This window comes from Vibrio sp. 2130-1, assembly GCF_033339515.1.
Window position 1 is genome coordinate 17,860 of sequence record NZ_JAWOUT010000006.1, and the last position, 17,186, is coordinate 35,045.

General features: G+C 46.7%; 14 protein-coding genes. 6 read left to right on the forward strand and 8 right to left on the reverse strand.

The annotated features are described in order from the left end of the window. Window position 1 precedes the first annotated feature (1 nt). Together R7Q09_RS10370 and R7Q09_RS10375 are read left to right on the forward strand one after the other, a co-directional pair. The gene (locus R7Q09_RS10370; RefSeq protein WP_033907403.1) at window positions 2-952 is read left to right on the forward strand and encodes an ABC transporter permease; all 951 of its coding nucleotides are present in this window, start codon (window positions 2-4) and stop codon (window positions 950-952) included. 157 nt (window positions 953-1,109) lie between these two features. Next, window positions 1,110-2,129: an SPOR domain-containing protein gene (locus R7Q09_RS10375; RefSeq protein WP_262658850.1), complete on the forward strand. Its 1,020-nt coding sequence runs from the start codon at window positions 1,110-1,112 to the stop codon at window positions 2,127-2,129. Between the two features lie 74 nt (window positions 2,130-2,203). Here the strand turns inward: R7Q09_RS10375 and R7Q09_RS10380 are convergent, their stop codons facing one another. From R7Q09_RS10380 to R7Q09_RS10405, 6 genes are all read right to left on the reverse strand, one after another. Beyond that, window positions 2,204-2,347 carry a hypothetical protein gene (locus R7Q09_RS10380; protein ID WP_012841245.1) on the reverse strand — a complete coding sequence of 48 codons (144 nt, stop codon included), beginning with the start codon at window positions 2,345-2,347 and terminating at the stop codon, window positions 2,204-2,206. After that, window positions 2,337-4,658 (reverse strand): acid phosphatase, encoded by a 2,322-nt coding sequence (locus tag R7Q09_RS10385; RefSeq protein WP_318070430.1) that lies wholly within the window; start codon window positions 4,656-4,658, stop codon window positions 2,337-2,339. Before R7Q09_RS10385 ends, R7Q09_RS10380 begins: the two co-directional genes overlap by 11 nt. Window positions 4,659-4,920: 262 nt before the next feature. Next, window positions 4,921-6,480, reverse strand: a complete 1,560-nt coding sequence (locus tag R7Q09_RS10390; protein ID WP_318070431.1) for a hypothetical protein — start codon at window positions 6,478-6,480, stop codon at window positions 4,921-4,923. 2 nt (window positions 6,481-6,482) lie between these two features. Next, window positions 6,483-7,055, reverse strand: a complete 573-nt coding sequence (locus tag R7Q09_RS10395; RefSeq protein ID WP_005379118.1) for a sigma-70 family RNA polymerase sigma factor — start codon at window positions 7,053-7,055, stop codon at window positions 6,483-6,485. Between the two features lie 2 nt (window positions 7,056-7,057). Further along, window positions 7,058-8,530, reverse strand: coding sequence for a chromosome partitioning protein ParA (locus R7Q09_RS10400; protein WP_318070432.1), 1,473 nt, complete (start codon window positions 8,528-8,530; stop codon window positions 7,058-7,060). A gap of 13 nt (window positions 8,531-8,543) precedes the next feature. Then, complete coding sequence (locus R7Q09_RS10405; RefSeq protein ID WP_213910739.1) at window positions 8,544-9,896, reverse strand: serine/threonine-protein kinase; 1,353 nt, start codon at window positions 9,894-9,896, stop codon at window positions 8,544-8,546. A gap of 219 nt (window positions 9,897-10,115) precedes the next feature. Between R7Q09_RS10405 and R7Q09_RS10410 the strand changes: the two genes are divergently transcribed. The 4 genes from R7Q09_RS10410 (at window position 10,116) to R7Q09_RS10425 (ending at window position 13,114) form a co-directional block, all read left to right on the forward strand. Further along, window positions 10,116-11,123: a substrate-binding domain-containing protein gene (locus R7Q09_RS10410; protein WP_175413419.1), complete on the forward strand. Its 1,008-nt coding sequence runs from the start codon at window positions 10,116-10,118 to the stop codon at window positions 11,121-11,123. Window positions 11,124-11,178: 55 nt separating this feature from the next. Further along, a complete protein-coding gene (locus R7Q09_RS10415) occupies window positions 11,179-12,114 on the forward strand; it encodes a LysR family transcriptional regulator (RefSeq protein WP_005379132.1) in 936 nt (311 codons plus the stop codon). A 269-nt stretch (window positions 12,115-12,383) separates the two neighbouring features. After that, window positions 12,384-12,788, forward strand: a complete 405-nt coding sequence (locus R7Q09_RS10420) for an SMR family transporter (protein WP_005379135.1) — start codon at window positions 12,384-12,386, stop codon at window positions 12,786-12,788. Then, window positions 12,785-13,114, forward strand: coding sequence for an SMR family transporter (locus tag R7Q09_RS10425; protein ID WP_031780884.1), 330 nt, complete (start codon window positions 12,785-12,787; stop codon window positions 13,112-13,114). Before R7Q09_RS10420 ends, R7Q09_RS10425 begins: the two co-directional genes overlap by 4 nt. A gap of 1,601 nt (window positions 13,115-14,715) precedes the next feature. Here the strand turns inward: R7Q09_RS10425 and edd are convergent. After that, the gene (edd, locus tag R7Q09_RS10430; protein WP_318070433.1) at window positions 14,716-16,512 is read right to left on the reverse strand and encodes a phosphogluconate dehydratase; all 1,797 of its coding nucleotides are present in this window, start codon (window positions 16,510-16,512) and stop codon (window positions 14,716-14,718) included. Continuing rightward, on the reverse strand, window positions 16,512-17,036 hold the full coding sequence (locus R7Q09_RS10435) for a gluconokinase (RefSeq protein ID WP_047103696.1): 525 nt from the start codon (window positions 17,034-17,036) through the stop codon (window positions 16,512-16,514). Before R7Q09_RS10435 ends, edd begins: the two co-directional genes overlap by 1 nt. Window positions 17,037-17,186: the final 150 nt, after the last annotated feature.

The following is a 17,186-nucleotide window of genomic DNA, read 5'->3' on the forward strand; positions in this document are numbered from 1 at the left end:
CATGAGCCAATCAAATTTAACACCAGCTCCTGCTCCATCAGCGTGGCAGCGTTTCAAAGAGTCAGATTTTCTGTATTACTTCAAACGCGACAAAGTGGCGATGGCGAGTTTTACCGTCTTTATGATGTTCTTAGTATTGGCATTGGCTGCACCGATTCTTGCGCCAACAGACCCGTACGATCTGACGTCTATCGACATCATGGATTCTGAGTTGCCACCTTCGTGGATGGAAGATGGCGATGAGCGCTTTGTGTTGGGTACTGACGAGCAAGGTCGCGATATTTTATCGACCATTCTTTACGGCTCTCGTCTGTCTCTAACCATCGGCTTCCTGGCGGTTGGTCTTCAGTTGGTACTGGGTATCATCATTGGTTTGTCGGCGGGTTATTTCGGCGGCCGTATCGATAGCTTCTTGATGCGTTTTGCAGACGTACAGTTGTCGTTCTCGACCATGATGGTCGCGATCATCGTGTCAGCTATCTTCAAAGCCAGCTTTGGCAGTGATTTTTACAGCCAATATGCGGTGGTCATGCTGGTGGTGATCATCGGTGTGGCAGAATGGCCGCAATACGCACGTACTATTCGTGCCTCGGTATTGGCAGAGAAGAAGAAAGAATACGTCGAAGCGGCGCGTGTGATGGGCTTTAAAGCTCCGCGAATCATGTTCCGTCACATTCTGCCGAACTGTCTATCGCCAATCTTGGTTATCTCGACGGTACAGGTAGCGAACGCGATCATGTCGGAAGCGGCGCTGTCATTCCTAGGCTTAGGTCTGCCAGTCGATCAGCCGTCTCTGGGTGCGCTAATCAGCATCGGCTTTAACTACATCTTCTCTGGTGCATGGTGGATTACTGCTTTCCCTGGCATCGTGCTAGTAACATTGGTTTTGGTTATCAACCTGTTGGGCGACTGGCTACGTGATGTATTCAACCCGAAACTGTACAAAGGATAAGAATTTTCCCACCAAGCGTTGTAAATTCACTTAATTCCTTCCTAAACTGAGAGCCGGATGCAAATTCCGGCTCTTTTTTTGCTAGTTATTCTTTGTTCACATTTTTTTGGCGCTTTTCCGCCATGATGACCTTACCCACTAATTTAGAGTGAAGTGTATGGAAATGAAGAAGGCACAACACCCATCTCGTATCTTCCAAGCAAGCCTAGCTTTCGGCTTGTTGCTGGTATGCGCCCAGTTTTCTAGCCCAGTATCGGCGGAGGAGTTCCTTTGCCAAGCCACTCAAGCCAGCGAGAAAGAATTACCGATGCTTGAGAAAACGTGCCCAATTGGTAACGGAGTATGGGGAAAGAAAGTGCCGCAGGGGGGCAACTACCTTTACTGGATTCAATGCGGATTGCTACCCAAGCCTATGTCTCTCGCGAAAGCTAAGCCTCTCTATAGTAAAATCACGACTGACGTATGGATGAAGCCTGAATCCAAAGGCTATCGCTGTTTGATTGGACCTTACAAGGCATTGTCTGATGCGAGGGATGACTTACGAGGAGTCAAAACCTTGTCGAATTACAAAGAGGCGTTCATCCGAGTGGTTGGGAAAGGGACGAAACAACCAGTAACACCACCTACACCTAAATCTACTGTATCGTCGAAATCAGCCGCATCTTCGGTTAAGCCAACACCGACGGTGACCCCGAAACCCGCGCCAGTTCCTGCTGTGCGAGCTGATACCGACGCCTTTAAAGCGCGGGCAGAGAAGCCAGATACCAAGGCAAAAAGTTCACGTGATAGCTCTTCGTCTAAGCCTGTTGCTAAGACCAAAGCGAAGCCAATTGTCACTGGAAATGATGACATTGAAGTTCGGTTGAGAACTTCAGTACAGGGCAAAACGTACGTGATCCCATATTTACTCGATCACCATAATCAGTTTTACATGGAACATGGTAAGCCGTGGAACCGCCTCAACTACGAAAACTCGCACAAAGTATGTCAGCAACTGGGTATGAGCTTAGCCAACCCTGCAGAGTTTAAAGCGCTGAGGGCGTCTGGGGTGATGGAAAAAAATCAATGGCCACTGCAACTGCCGTATTGGGGCAAAGATAAGAAAGGTTTGTTCGCCGATCGTGAGCCCAATCAGCTCACCGGAACCTCATTATTGAACGTGGTGTGCGTGAAATAACGACTCAGATATTGCGGTCAAAATATAGAAGAAAGCCCCGAGTTCGGGGCTTTTTGCGGTCTCAAATATTATCGCTATTTGAGTGGCGTTTCTTTGTGACAGTTAGAGCAGATATACACTTCTTTGATGCCGACCAATCGTTCCCAAAGTGTTCTGCGTCTTCTACGCAAATGCACGCTATCACAGCAAGGGTTAACGATGGTTGCTTTAGTCATCATCACCAGGCTCCAAAATCGGTAGTGAACTCGCGATGCTTGTCATGGCTTCTTTGCTGTTAGAGTACAGACCATATTCCGGCGCGGATTCATGACCGTTTTGTTCTTTACTCCAACGAATACCGATATAAAAATCACCAAAATCGCGGTTAATGTAACGATGACGAGTTTTGTAATCTGACTCTGAGCCTGTTTCTTCTAGAATCAGCAGTTCACGGTCTTCAGCATTCTGGATTTCCCAATTACCTGGAGTTTGGAATCCTGTTGGCATGAACGAAGTGTAGTTGTAAGTATCAGTGTCGTATTCGTACGCACCTGACGAGTATTTCAGGACTGTGTCGTCGCCTGTGCCATTACTTTCTACCATCAAGTCATGCTCTACCGTGCCTTGTTTGATGTGTTCTGCAACCGAAAGTGATTCTGCGAATGGGGTATTGCTTGAATCCATCCAGAACAGCTCATCATCTGAGATTTTAACGATCATTTGAGTGCCGTTATGCTCGGTTTTGTGCTGGTACAACATTTCATACTCGTCGCCGTAGCTGTTGTATAGCTTGCCGTCTTTCAACTCAACGTCGTTACAGTCTTTATTGTTGTATTCTGTGTAACCAGTTTGTTGGTCCAGATCGGCAAGAATGGCGTAAGCATCGTGTTCCCATGTGTCTTTTAGGAAGTCACTGATGTTCGCTTTGTACTCTTGATTCATCTCATCGTGGTTTGAACCCCAGCAGAATAGTAGGCCTTCAGAATCTTGCATCAACATGGCGTAGCCAATTTCACCATCTTTCTGTGCAAAGCTACCCATTTTCCATTCTTGACCGTTGAAGTGCTCGTGAGTGAAGCCCAAAGTCGGTACTACTGGTGGTGGCGTGACGCCTTCGATAACCGTTGGCATGCTGAGCGCAATTTGTACCGCGGTATGGCCATCTGTTGCGCTAATCGCAAGTACTGCTCCAGCTTCACCTGCTTTTGTTGGTGTGCCTTTAATGGTGATAATTGCATTACCATCCTCAGATACTGTTAGACCTTCAATGTCTACATAGTCCGCTGAGTAGTCGGTAATTTGACCGTCTTTATCTTGGAACAAACCAGAAATATCGAGTGTTTGTTCAAACACTTCACCTTGTTGTAGGTACCAACCATCAACGATGGACTGCAGACGCGCTTGTTCTGTTTCTACAACCATTGGTGGTAAGTTTGCCGATTCGATTTCGAACTGAAATACGGTGCTTACCGTACCCAAAACCTTACCTGACGAATCAATGTCTTGCGCCGTTAGAACAATCTCAAAATCACCAGCTTTCTCTACGATTGCAGTTGGATGTAGAACAATCAGGTTGCCAGTTTGCACAACTTCAATGCCTGTGCCTGCAAAGCTGTGCGTCAGTTTGGTTGTCACAAGGTTTTGGTCTTTGTCTGCAAATAGACCTTCAATGTCTAGCTCTAAGCCATCAAAGTCCACGCCTTGTACGATTTTTGGTAGTTTTTCTAGCTTATCTTTAGCTGCCTTTTCGACGATTTTGTTTATGGTTAGCTTGTTATTAACTGCCGTTTCAGGTGCTAAGGTGTCGCTGTCTGGGGTCGCGTCAGTGATGATTGGACGTAGATTTGGGTCATTGATGTTTTCGCCAGATGCAACAAGACGTTCCACTTCTTGGTTTGCCGCTTGAGCAAACTCCGTGGCTTTTTTCTCGTAGTTCGTTGGGTTTTGTGCTTTCGAGTCGGTCAGAATCTGAGCGGTTTTATGTAGTTCGGCGTTTTTTGTCGCACCTTCAACAAAATCACTGTACAGATCAATTGGTGCTTCTTCTGAGCCTCCTAGCGCTTGGTTTACTTTCGCTTTCGCATCTTCTTCACTAATGGCTGGATCTTTTGCCATTTCAATCGCAACAAGGTCTGTGATAGGTGAAATCACGTTTGACGATGTTGGTGCACGGAACACGATTTCGTGGGCCATGGCTTGGCCTGGATGATCCATATCAACCGTGTATTTGCCAGCGTACTCTTTAGAATCCAAAGCGATAAGCTGTTTCTGCTTTGCACCGTTTGGTGTAATGGTCTGCAGTGCTAGAGTGTTTTCTGGTTTGGCATCCAATTTAAGCTGACCTTTCTCATCGGTCAGACCAAGGAGTGTTTCTTGAGTGTCCCATTGGCCGTTGTTGTTCGTATCTTCAAAAACAACTGCATGTTTGAAGTAGCCGTCAAAGCCTGTGATCACAACACCGTTGTTAGCACTGCTTGAACCACCATCTGAACCGCCACAGCCAGTAAGAGCGATAGCCACTGACGCTGCTAATAAACTCACCTTATTCATTATTCATTTGTCCTTGTTTCGTTTCCGAATGAGAAAGTCGCTTTTTTATTGTTTTTATCTTTCAATCTCACTAGTGAGATTGAAGAGAGTGGTGTCTTTTTAATGACTATTGAGCCTAGGTTCAAGACACGAAAAACCGCACAAAACCCGTAAAATTTATTTCTATTTTTTGTCTATGGTGGAAAATTGATAATTTGATCACGGTTCCAGTTTTGTTTTTGGGATGATTGTTTTGTCAAAATAACCATCTGTAAATAAAGGTTTATTGGGTGTTAGTAAGGGCTGGGGCGTGATAAATCATGTTGATCTTAAACTCCTCAACGCGATCAGCAAATTGAGGATGAGGTTTAAGCACATAACTGTAGACTTCGCCTGGAATGAATATGTCGTAATCTGTGTATTCAAGGTTGTAAAACATAAATGTTCGTTGCCAGTAATCATCTGGCCATTCAGCACAATGTATTGGATTTACGCCGTCAAAATCCATTGAGCTAGAGATAATATCGGTAAACTCGCCTCGCCCCGCTACGATAGAGCTGTACCAGTAAAATAAATAATCATGACAAAATAGGTCATGTTGATTTGATTTCATATTGAGATCAGAGTCCAGCTTGTGCACTGGTTCGTTACCCTGAACACTTCTATCAAATATGTAGTTGCTAGCAGTCCCGTTTATGTAACCCCCTCCTGAAATGGGAAAGAGGTAGTCAAACAACGTTCCTTGATATTCGTACTCACCAGTGTGGACATTGATGCGTTTTTCCATCGATTGCTTGTTTTTTTGCATGGTGTAGCTTTCGAATTGTTTACCATCAAACACGGTGGTGAAGTAGTTCCGAGTATCTTCATGAACCTGAGATGGGTATTCTTTTTTGATGGTCCAAATTTGGCGTACACCTTGGACATAAACGATCAACGAGTCATCACTGATTTTGTACTTGCCCACTTTTTTCAAGTCTCCCTTTTCAGGACACTGGCGTTTGTTGTGTGAGGCGGCATAACTTACTTCGCCCCCCTCAAACTGAAAGGCCTCGCAATACACCACTTCATACGCGTACGCGATACCAGCAAGATTTTGTGTCGTCTCTAGGCGATAAACTACATCGCCAACTAACGGGTGTTCTGTGTCATTTTGATCGGGTGTGATAACGGGTAACTCAAAGCGCGTTGTGACCCATGCATGATCGCTATTACCGTGATAATCATCGCGCGCTGCTACCGCCAAATATGTGGTGGTTTTTATTTCCTCAGGCGCTCCTTGCACCATCATTTGTCCTTGGTTGAGGACTCTTAACCCATTGGCGTTTTCAAGCCAAATCTGAGTGGTGAGGAGATCGCCATCTGGGTCTTCAAAAAGCTGGTTAAGGTTGAGCGAATAACTCACCGGAGAGTTTTGTTTCAGCTCCCAAGCATAAATAATGGTTTGTAGCTGCTGTTCCACAGTGAGGTTGATGATGGGTTTATTATTCTCTGATGGGTCCTCTTGTGGTCGGCTGTTCTTATCACCCAATGCTGACTCGTAAAAAGTGTTGTCTTCTGTGGTATGAAATGGATTCGTAACAGGGCCTGGTTGTCCTAAAAGGGCGGAGTTAAATGCGTCATCTCCCGCTTTTTTATGAGTGCGATCCAACGCAGAACCTGTCAACGCTTGCTTTACTTCAACTAAAGATGTGCGCTCATATTGACGATGTGCTTGCTGGGTTGACTTGTCGGCGTTGTCTGACGAGTCTTTTACAGATGCCAAATTGTGTTCGTTTGAAATGAAGTAAATACCAAACAAACCGACGCATACTGCGCCGATTATCCAAAGCTTTTTGTTCATGATTACGTGTGCGCCATTCGTGATTGCAGCCAACTGCGAGAGAATTTGAGATCTTTCTCTATCAGGCTTGCGCTGCACTCGAGTAGCTCACTGATTTCTTGGTTTTTCATGCCCATTAAATACTTGAGTTTGAGTGCGCTCGATTGGCGTGGATAGCGGCTACTGAAACTATCCAGAGCTTTATCCATGATAATCAATTGCTCGAAACGATCTTCTTCATCTCTCATCAATGTAATGTGTTGACGCTTTTGTGCTTGGTGCGAGCGTGCGTTGTCGATCAAGATTTGACGCATCACTTTGGCGGCCATCAAAAAGAAATCACGTTTTGTTTCAATTTCACTCATGTCGCAGTTGGACATTTTCAGGTAAGCATCATGAATTAATGCCGTGGTGCTGTTGACGCTGTCTGCCAGTACTTTGTTGTCGGTGCCGTACTTTTCTGCATTTCGTTCACGCTCGTGTTGGGCGATCTTACGCAACTGTAAATAAGCAAACTGATAGAGCTCGCTCTCAGCTCGTTTATCACCAGATTGCCATTGTTGAATGATTTGTGTCAGTGCTACTGCTGTTGCCATGGTTATACATCCTCGCTCACTTTGACAAATTCAGAAATGGTGTGGGTTTCAATGCGATCAGAGCCGTCTTGGTTGCGCAGAACATTTTGTTGATAGCGATATAAAATGCCTTGCTCCCAAGTTGCACCAGCTGGCAAGTATTCCCAGGTGGTGTAATTGATTTCGGATGGGGTTGTTGACCAACGTACCATGACGTTCATTTGCGCGAGTTCGGCTTTGGGGGCGCTATTGTTGACCCACCACATGTCGGAAAATTCGCGGGTAACATCTTGGGTGTACAGGCTTATATCGGTTGGGCAGGTGTCCGTATTTTGCGGCAGTCGCATGACTTGTTGATGGCGCATCAATAGGCACGATTGTGTCATGGACTGTTGGTGGTATTCGGTTTGCTGCCACACACCGAGGTAGTCAATATCGTGTTCGCTAGTATTGGGATACGTAAACCAGAGCATTTCTGTGCGGTTATTGTGTTGGATGTTTTTTTTACGCCCGAGACCTTGTACTTTTTCCATCAATAACTCGGTGCTCGGATCAAAATTGAGGGCAACGGAGCGGTACTTCCAGTCGCCTTCATCATCGAAGTCTTCGAGAGAAAAGCCATTCAAGTCGTTGCGGGTGCACCCTGTGATTGAACAACCAACGATATTCAACCAATCCGCAAACTTGCTTATCGGTTCGACGACATCTTCCGTGATAGGGCGCTTCATCGAGAGGAAGCAGCCTTGAAAATGGTCGCCAACGCTTGGGTGTTCAATCAATGAGTCTTTGGTGATGGTGAATCGAGTTTCACCAATAGGAGGACGATATTTGGGATGATGCTGATAGCGTAGATCGTAAGCACAAGCGCGGCCTTGCCAATCCTTCTTTTTGATGACGATGTTTTTGAACGTCATGTCGCGAGGTTCAAAAATGATCTCATCAGAGGAAAAGTTTTTTTCAATGTACTGCTGGCTTTCGTTTAGGTGCTCAATCGCCTCATTGACAGATACCCAATCGAGATTGAGGTAGCGTTTAGCGTCATCCAGGTAATTGAGATCAAGGCCTTTGAGCTGGCTTTGAAAGTGAGGATCAGACAGCACACGGTTTGCTAGGACAATTTCCTCACGATTCTCAGGCGTGCTGTCGAGAGAAAGCAGCAGACGCGTCATATTGATGCTGCGGCTAGGTTTGGTTGTCGCCATCGTCGGCGTCAGCACTTCTTGGCTTGATAAGGTCGTCAGCAGATAACCTTTATCATCGTTACCAAGGAAGAAGCTAATTACATCACCGGGTTGGTAATGAAATGCTCCTTGCTGAGTGACGCCAGTGATATTGGAACTGGTTTTGTAATACAGGCCAGTCACTGGGGCGTCGATAAAGTAGCCTTGCTTCAAGGTTGAAGCTGGTGGGTGTGAAGTGGCAACTGAAACGTCTGCTGCCAACGTGGACGTAGCCGTCAATGCAGACAGCCAAAATACCACTGAACGTGTATACATCTTGTTTTAAGCCTTATTGGTTGGTGCTGTCCTTAGACGCACAATTTGGCTGACAACTCATTGGTGTAGTTAGGTGCTTCTCTGGCACTGGTGTCATCATCGCCAACAACATTTTTTGTTTTATATGTTTGGGGATATCTGGGTTAGAGAGTATCCGCCTTCGTGTTAACTCCATCATGGAGTTCACTGAGAGATGTTCGACATTTTGCCCCTTCGCGTGGAAGATGAGGCGAGTCATTTCGTACATCATATCTTCTGCAATCTTCTTCTCTTGTTGCAGCTGGATATTCTTTTGCATCATGGCGCTGCCAAATAACACACCAGAGAGCACAATGATGCCTGACAATACCGAAGCAAGGGGACGTCGTTGTACCAAGCGAAAGGCGCTATACAATGGCCAGTTTTTTTTCTGCTCGATTGGACGGCGTTCGATAATTCGTTCGATATCAATGCGCAATGCTCGAACATTGATATATCGCATTTGAGTGGCAGGACGCGTTGCGCGTCTTATCACCCAGTAAACATCAGACCAAATTGTTGGTGATGGAAACATCAAAGCGAGAATTTTGCCTAAGGAGTACACGTCGCTTTGCTCTGTTAGAACCTGTCCTGCTTGCTGCTCTGGGCTGGCAAAATTTTGGCTAAACGCAATCAGCGCTGAGGGTGAATGTTCTCGGTTGGAGTGCGCTTTTTGAGTCAAGTTGAAGTCAAGCAGCTTGGGACGCTTGCTACGATCAATCAGTATATTTTCTGGTTTTAGATCGGCATGCAAAACCTGGTGCTGGTGGGCGTGCTCCATCGCCTGGCAGATCTGCTTAAACAACAGCAGCTTCTCCGTTTTTTCTAGCTTATTTTCAGATAGATACTCATCCAAAGTTTGACCAAACACCCGCTCCATCACGATGTAAACCGAATCTTGATGGAGACCGCCGTCAAACACTTTCGCGATGTAAGGATGGTTTAGACGCGCGAGAAGTTGAGCTTCATCGAAGAGTGCGCGTTGCCCTAACACATTGCTCAAATTGCTTTGAATAAACTTGATAGCCAGATCTTGCTCGAACGTTTCATCTGCACGTAGAGCGGCGTATACGACACCCATGCCACCACGCCCCAACTCATGAGTTAGGCGGTACTTACTGATGATTTCTCCGCTTAGATCGACGTCTTGGTTCGTAGCCTGATGAGCACCAAAATAAAGTAACTGCGTTAGTTGTTCTTCCGGTGTCTCGTTGGCTAAAAGAGGAACGAGTTGTCGATACAGCTCAGGTTGACTTCGTTGCAATGCTTGGAGGTATTGCTGCTTTTGGGAGTCGTCCAGATCAAGCAGGTGGTAGTAAATCTGGGTTTCGCTAGAGCCTAACTGCACTGTGACTAATGTCTTATTCTTTTAGGTACGGCATTTTATAAGAACTTTGATATAAATGTCATTTATTTATTCGGTTTTGATTCACAATCCATGAAACGCAATTTGATGGCTAGTGGAGTAATAACGTCATGATTTTGCGAATTATTTTCACTGAGCTTGTCGGCAGAGAGTCTATTCGTCATAATGTTACTTGTAACATTACTGATAAATCACATATTTATGGCTCAACAGAATAAGAAAACTCGTACGACATTGCAGGATGTCGCAGACCAGGTTGGCGTCACGAAGATGACCGTTTCACGCTATATGCGTAACCCTGAATCGGTGGCAGAAAAGACTCGGGCCAAGATTGCGACTGCGATTGAAGAGATGGGTTACATCGAAAACCGTGCACCGGCGATGTTGTCAAAGTCCTCCAGTAAAGCCATTGGTATTTTACTGCCGTCTTTGTCCAACCAAATTTTTGCTTCCTTTGTTCAGGGCATAGAGATGGTGACCAAAGCCAATGGCTATGAGACGCTTTTAGCGCATTTTAGCTACGATGAGCTTGAAGAAGAGCGCAAGATCGCGTCATTACTCTCTTATCAAGTCGATGGGCTTATTCTAACTGAAAGCCATCACACGCCGCGTACATTACAGATGATCAAAAATGCGGGCATTCCGGTGGTCGAAACCATGGAACTGCCATCGGAGCCGATTGATATGGCGGTTGGACTCGATCATGAAGATGCGTCGTACACCGTGGTTAAGCAGATGCTAGATACGGGGAAGCGTACAATCGTCTATTTTGGCGCGCGTCTGGATACGCGAACCAAATTGCGGATGCAAGGTTACGATCGCGCGATGACAGAAGCAGGGCTAGAACCCAAACATGTATTAACTGGTGATCATTCTAGTTTTTCTTTAGCGCATGATTTGCTCGAACGCGCACTGGAAACGCACCCAACGCTCGATGGGGTGTTCTGTACCAACGATGACATCGCAATTGGCACCATGCTGAGTGCGCAGCAACGTGGCATTCAAGTTCCACAGAAATTGGCAGTGGCGGGCTATAACGCGCTGGATATCGGTCAAACCATCAGCCCGAAACTGACCAGCGTTGATACGCCGCGTTTCCAAATTGGTGTAAAGAGCGCAGAGCTATTAATTGCGCGCCTGAAAGGCGAAACGCAAGAAGAAAAAGTCTTCGATATGGGGTATCAGATCACGTCGGGAGAGAGTGTTTAACTAATTGTTAACTGCTCTTTGTATTCGCTCATCAATGGTATTGGTAGGTTAGGGTATGGCACATCAGCTGGATGCATTGGATCTCAACTTAATGCGTTTATTAAAAGCCGTGGTGGAAAACCGCAGCATCAAGCTGGCCGCAATGCAGCTTGGCATTTCTCAACCGAGCGCCAGCCGCGGTGTGATGAAGTTGAAGCAAGTGTTTGATGACCCGCTTTTTGTGCGTAAAGCACATGGGGTAGAGCCATCACCCATGGCGATTCGTCTCGCCGCCGAGTTCGACAATATGGTTGCGCCACTGGAAAAAGTGGTGCAAGAATTTGAAGTGTTCGACCCACTGCAATACCAAGGGCAGATTGCGATTGTAACTGACCCTTATTTGATGGATGAACAAGGGCAGCGACTGCTCACTGGTTGTCATCGAGCCTTTCCCAAAGCGCACTTTGCCTTTTCCAGCTGGAATACTTACTCGCACGATGAAATGTTAGAAGGCGAGCACGATTACTGCATTCTTGACCAAGAGACCGAGCTGTCGAAAGACATTTACATGCGCCCGTTATTCGTTGAAAAACGAGTGATTTTGGCGCGCAAAAACCACCCAACGTTGTCGAAAGTCAGCAATGATTGGGACACGGTGTCCAAACTACCACTCGTCTCTTTGCCTGCGCCTGCGTCATATAAACCGCTTTGTACCGTGGAGTCCGAGTATCGACGCATGGGTTATGAGCCAGTAGTGTTACTGAAGTCCTATAATTTGCGTTTGGCTTGCCAAATGTTGCAAGAAACCGACGCGATTATGTATGCCAGTCAAAGCTCGGCATTGTTGATGCCAGAACTCGCCTCTTACGCAATGCCACCCGTTAATCGTGAGTTTAGCCAGTTTGTTGTCTCTGGCGGTTTCCTTCAAACCAACCGCAACCATCCTTTGCACAGACACCTGCATAAAGTGGTGCGACAAACCCTCAATACGCCGCTGATTTTTACGCAATGACGTCACCTTATGGCATCGGCTGAATGAGAGAGTAGATGCTTTAACCTTATCAATATTGTGTGATTACATAGACAACTTACTTCTTAAGATATTCAAAAATGAATATCTCAATTACCTGTCTCTTTTTCCTACCCAGCGCTAACCTTATCTCAAATAGTCAGGAGAAGTGGCTCATTTTTATCTTTTTAACTTTTTGAATGTCGATACAGGTACGCGGCATTCACCATTCTCCGTTATGCATTTTTTTAATTTCTGATGGAGGATTAATCATGCTAGTTGCACGTCTATTTTTATTGCTCGCCATCGTTGCCGAAGTAGCTGGCACAAGCACTATGTCTCTTATCGGACAAGGGCACGGGTGGTGGGGCTACATCGTAATGTATGTGCTGATCGCAATCTCTTACTACTTTCTCGCGTTTGCCGCGAAGAAAATATCTATCGGTGTGGCATACGCTGTCTGGGAAGGGTTAGGTATCTCGTTGATCACCGTGGTGTCGATCATCGCCTTTGATGCCAACTTAAACCATCAAGAGTTGTTTGGTTTGATGTTAGCCGTTGTTGGCATTGTGTGTGTGACCTTAGGGGAATCACATGGTCAACCTAACGCCAAGAAAAACGCCGATAAACCGGCAAAAGAACGTTCATTTTCTACTAGTACAAGGTGCGAATCATGAGTCAATTTTTTACGATGTCATTTGGATTTGTCGTGATGGCTGCCTTGGTCGATATCATGGCCAATATGGCGCTGACACGCTCAAAAGGTTTTAAATATAAAGGCTGGGGCATTGCGGCGATTGTGTTGGTACTGACAGCATTCACGCTGTTGGCACAAGCGGTGAAAGAGATCGACTTAGCCATTGCTTATGCCTCTTGGGGTGCGATCGGTATCTTGGGTACCGCAGTGGGTGGAGCCTTGCTGTTTAAGCAGAAACTTAAGCCAATCGGCTGGTTTGGTATCTTTGTGGTGATTGCTGCGGTCGTAATGATGAAGACCGCTTGATGTAATTTACTGAATGCTAGATATCGTCATTCTGAGCAGCAAGAGACGAGCGTGATTCAGAATCTACCAACAAAAAGTGCTGTGGCAGAAGTGTTTTTTCTGGCTTCACAGCATGTTGATAGTAGATTCCTGATCTCGCCTAGGCTCGTCGGAATGACGGATTCATTCGTTTTTTAGAAAGAACTGAGGCCAATCCTAAAGTTCGTCATTTTGAACAGCGAGGGACGAGCAAGATTCAGAATCTACCAACAAAAAGTGCAGTGGCAGAGGAGTTTTCTCTGGATTCACAGCACGTTGATAGTGGATTCCTGATCTCGCCTAGGCTCGTCGGAATGACGGATTCATTTTTTTAGAAAGAGCAGTGACCAATCCTAAAGCTTGCCATTCTGAACAGCGAGGAACGAGTGTGATTCAGAATCTACCAACAAAAAGTGCAGTGGCAGAGGTGTTTTCTCTGGATTCACAGCACGTTGATAGTGGATTCCTGATCTCGCCTAGGCTCGTCGGAATGACGGATTCATTCGTTTTTAGAAAGAGCAGTGACCAATCCTAAAGCTTGTCATTCTGGACAGCGAGGGACGAGCGTGATTCAGAATCTACCAACAAAAAGCGCTGTGGCAGAGGTGTTTTCTCTGGATTCACAGCACGTTGATAGTGGATTCCTGCTCTCGCTTAGGCTCGTCGGAACGACGGATTCATTCGTTTTTAGAAAGAACTGAGGCCAATCCCAACGCTCGTCATTCTGAACAGCGAGGGACGAGCGTGATTCAGAATCTACCAACAAAAAGTGCAGTGGCAGAGGGGGTTTCTCTGGCTTCACAGCACGTTGATATTAGATTCCTGATCTCGCCTAGGCTCGTCGGAACGACGGATTCATTTTTTTAGAAAGAGCAGTGACCAATCCTAAAGCTTGTCATTCTGGACAGCGAGGGACGAGCGTGATTCAGAATCTACCAACAAAAAGTGCTGTAGCAGAGGGGATTTTCTCTGGCTTCACAGCACGTTGATATTAGATTCCTGATCTCGCCTAGGCTCGTCGGAATGACGGATTCATTCGTTTTAGAAAGAGCGGTGGCCAATCTCAAAAACTCGTCATTCTGAACAGCGAGGGACGAGCGTGATTCAGAATCTACTAACAAAAAAGTGCTGTGGCAGAGGAGTTTTCTCTGACGTCATAGCATGTCGATATTAGATTCCTGATCTCGCCTAGGCTCGTCGGAATGACGGATTCATTCGTTTTTAGAAATAGCGGTGGCCAATCTCAAAGCTCGTCATTCTTAATAGTGAGGGACGAGCGTGATTCAGAATCTACCAACAAAAAGTGCTGTAACAGAGGGGGATTTTCTCTTGCTTCACAGCACGTTGATAGTAGATTCCTAATCTTGCTTAGGCTCGTCGGAATGACGGACTCATTCATTTTTAAAAAGAACCGAGGCCAATCCCAACGCTCGTCATTCTGAACAGCGAGGGACGAGCGTGATTCAGAATCTACCAACAAAAAGTGCTGTGGCAGAGGAGTTTTCTCTGGCTTCACAGCACGTTGATATTAAATTCCTGATCTTGCTTGGGCTCGTCGGAACGACGAGGTCTTTCTTCTCGCCTTAAACAATAAAGCTTGCGCCTTCTTCTGCACTCGATACGTTTTGGCGGATCACGCTAAACAGACCTCGTCCCCAAGTTTGTTGGGTCGATTCGGTATCGAAATGAATCAACTCGCGACCAGTGGTGTCGCTTAAGTTGTTCAGTTCACCCGTTTGGCAATCCAGACGAATCAAATCACCGTTGCGCACCAAACCAATCGCGCCACCACGAATGGCTTCTGGAGAAACGTGAATCGCAGACGGAATTTTACCGGATGCACCAGATAAACGACCGTCCGTCACTAGCGCGACTTTAAAGCCCGCTTTTTGCACGTTCCCTAAAATTGGCATCAGCTTGTGCAGTTCAGGCATGCCGTTTGCCGCTGGGCCGTTGTGTGTGACCACAACGATGCAGTCTTTGTTCAGGTCGCCACGTTTGTACGCGGCCTCCACTTCGTGTTGGCATTGGAATACGATCGCTGGTGCCACAATCACGCGTTGCTCTTCTTTCACCGCAGACACTTTCACCACGGCTTTGCCTAAGTTGCCAGTCAATACGCGAGTGCCGCCAGTATTTTGGAATGTGGCGTCTGGTTTGGCGATCACGTCACCGTCTTGGCTGCCTTGGCACGATGTCCAGGTCAGTTGGCCATCGACAAGGCTCGGTAGCGTCATCTGGTCTTCAAATTCACCAAACACGGGTCTCACATCGCGATGCAAAAGCTCGGATTGGTTCAAGCGGTGCAATAACGCGGGCACGCCCCCCGCGTCTTGGAACGCGTTCATATCGGCTGGGCCGTTCGGGTAAACGCGAGCTAACAAAGGAACCACATCCGACAGATCGCTGATGTCTTGCCACGTGAGCAAGATACCAGCAGCACGCGCCACGGCGATCATATGAATGGTGTGATTGGTACTGCCGCCAGATGCGAGTAGAGCGATGATGCCGTTGACCAAGCTCTTTTCTGTGACCACTTCTGCCAACGGACGGAAGTGTGCAGAACCCGCCGTCATTGAGGCGATTTTCAGAGCCGCGTGATCGGTTAACGCTTTACGCAGTTGGGTATGGGGATGGATGAATGCCGAACCTGGCAGCATTAAGCCCATGGCTTCGAACACTAACTGGTTGGTGTTGGCTGTGCCGTAAAACGTACACGTCCCCGCAGAGTGGTAAGCGCGACACTCCATATCCAGCAGAGCGTCTTTGCCGACTTCACCCGCTGCGTATTTTTGGCGCACGTCGACTTTCTCTTCGTTGCTGATGCCCGTAGCCATCAGACCCGCTGGTACAAACGCAGTCGGCAGGTGCGCGTAAGACAGTGCGCCCATCAGTTGCCCCGGGGCGATTTTGTCACAGATGCCAAGCAGTAATGTGGCATCAAAGACATTGTGACTCAAAGACAACGCCGTTGATTGCGCAATTAAGTCACGTGAAAACAGCGACATATCCATGCCTGCTTGACCTTGAGTCACCCCATCGCACATCGCTGGCACACAACCTGCGACTTGCGCTGTATGGCCGTAGTCCGCCAGCACTTGTTTGATTTGCACTGGGTAATCTTGGTACGGCTGGTGGGCGCTCAACATGTCGTTGTAGGCGCTGATCAGCGCGACATTGGCATGAGTAAAATCGAGAATATTTTTCTTTTCAGAAGAGCAAGAAGCGGCGACTGCATGGGCTAAGTTACCACAAGATAAACCAACGCGGCCTTTGCCAGCTTCGGCTTGCACTTCGGTGCGAGCAAGAAAGGCAGCGCGCGCTTCGCGGCTGCGCTCGGTCAAGCGTTGTGTGACCTCAATAACAACAGAGTGAGTCATTACGCCACCTCGATCGCTTGCATTTTGATTAGCTCAGTAGCAGAGCGTTCCACCACGTCGCTGATGTCTCCGTCGATACTGACGATCAGAGTTTGAGGCTCGTTGTCTGGGCGCTCTAGTGTCTCGAATTGGCTCTTCACCATGTTTTCTTTCATGAAGTGGCCTTTGCGCATACGCATGCGATTAAGGATCAACTCCATATCGCCATCAAGGAACAAGAAGGTCACGTTGTTGTTACCTTCGCGGATCTGATCGCGGTAAATCTTTTTCAGTGCTGAACAGACAATAATGCCGTGTTCGTTTTTGCTTTCTAGGCTGTACGCCGCATCACGAATGCGTTCTAGCCATGGCTTGCGATCATCATCGTTCAGAGGCTGGCCCGATGCCATTTTCTGAATGTTCGCTCGTGGATGAAGATCATCACCATCAATGAATTTACGCCCTAGCTTTTTCGCTAGATGCTCACCAATTGTGCTTTTACCACTAGCACAAACGCCCATAACGATGACACTACTACCAGCCATAACTTATCCTCATAACCAAATTTGCGCGTGATCTCAATTTTTGAATTCACTTTAAAATATGGGTTTATCTTATTCATGTTATCGGTAACATGTTACCGGTAACTGAAATAAATGTGAACCATAACACAAACAATAATTCTTAAAGGTGAA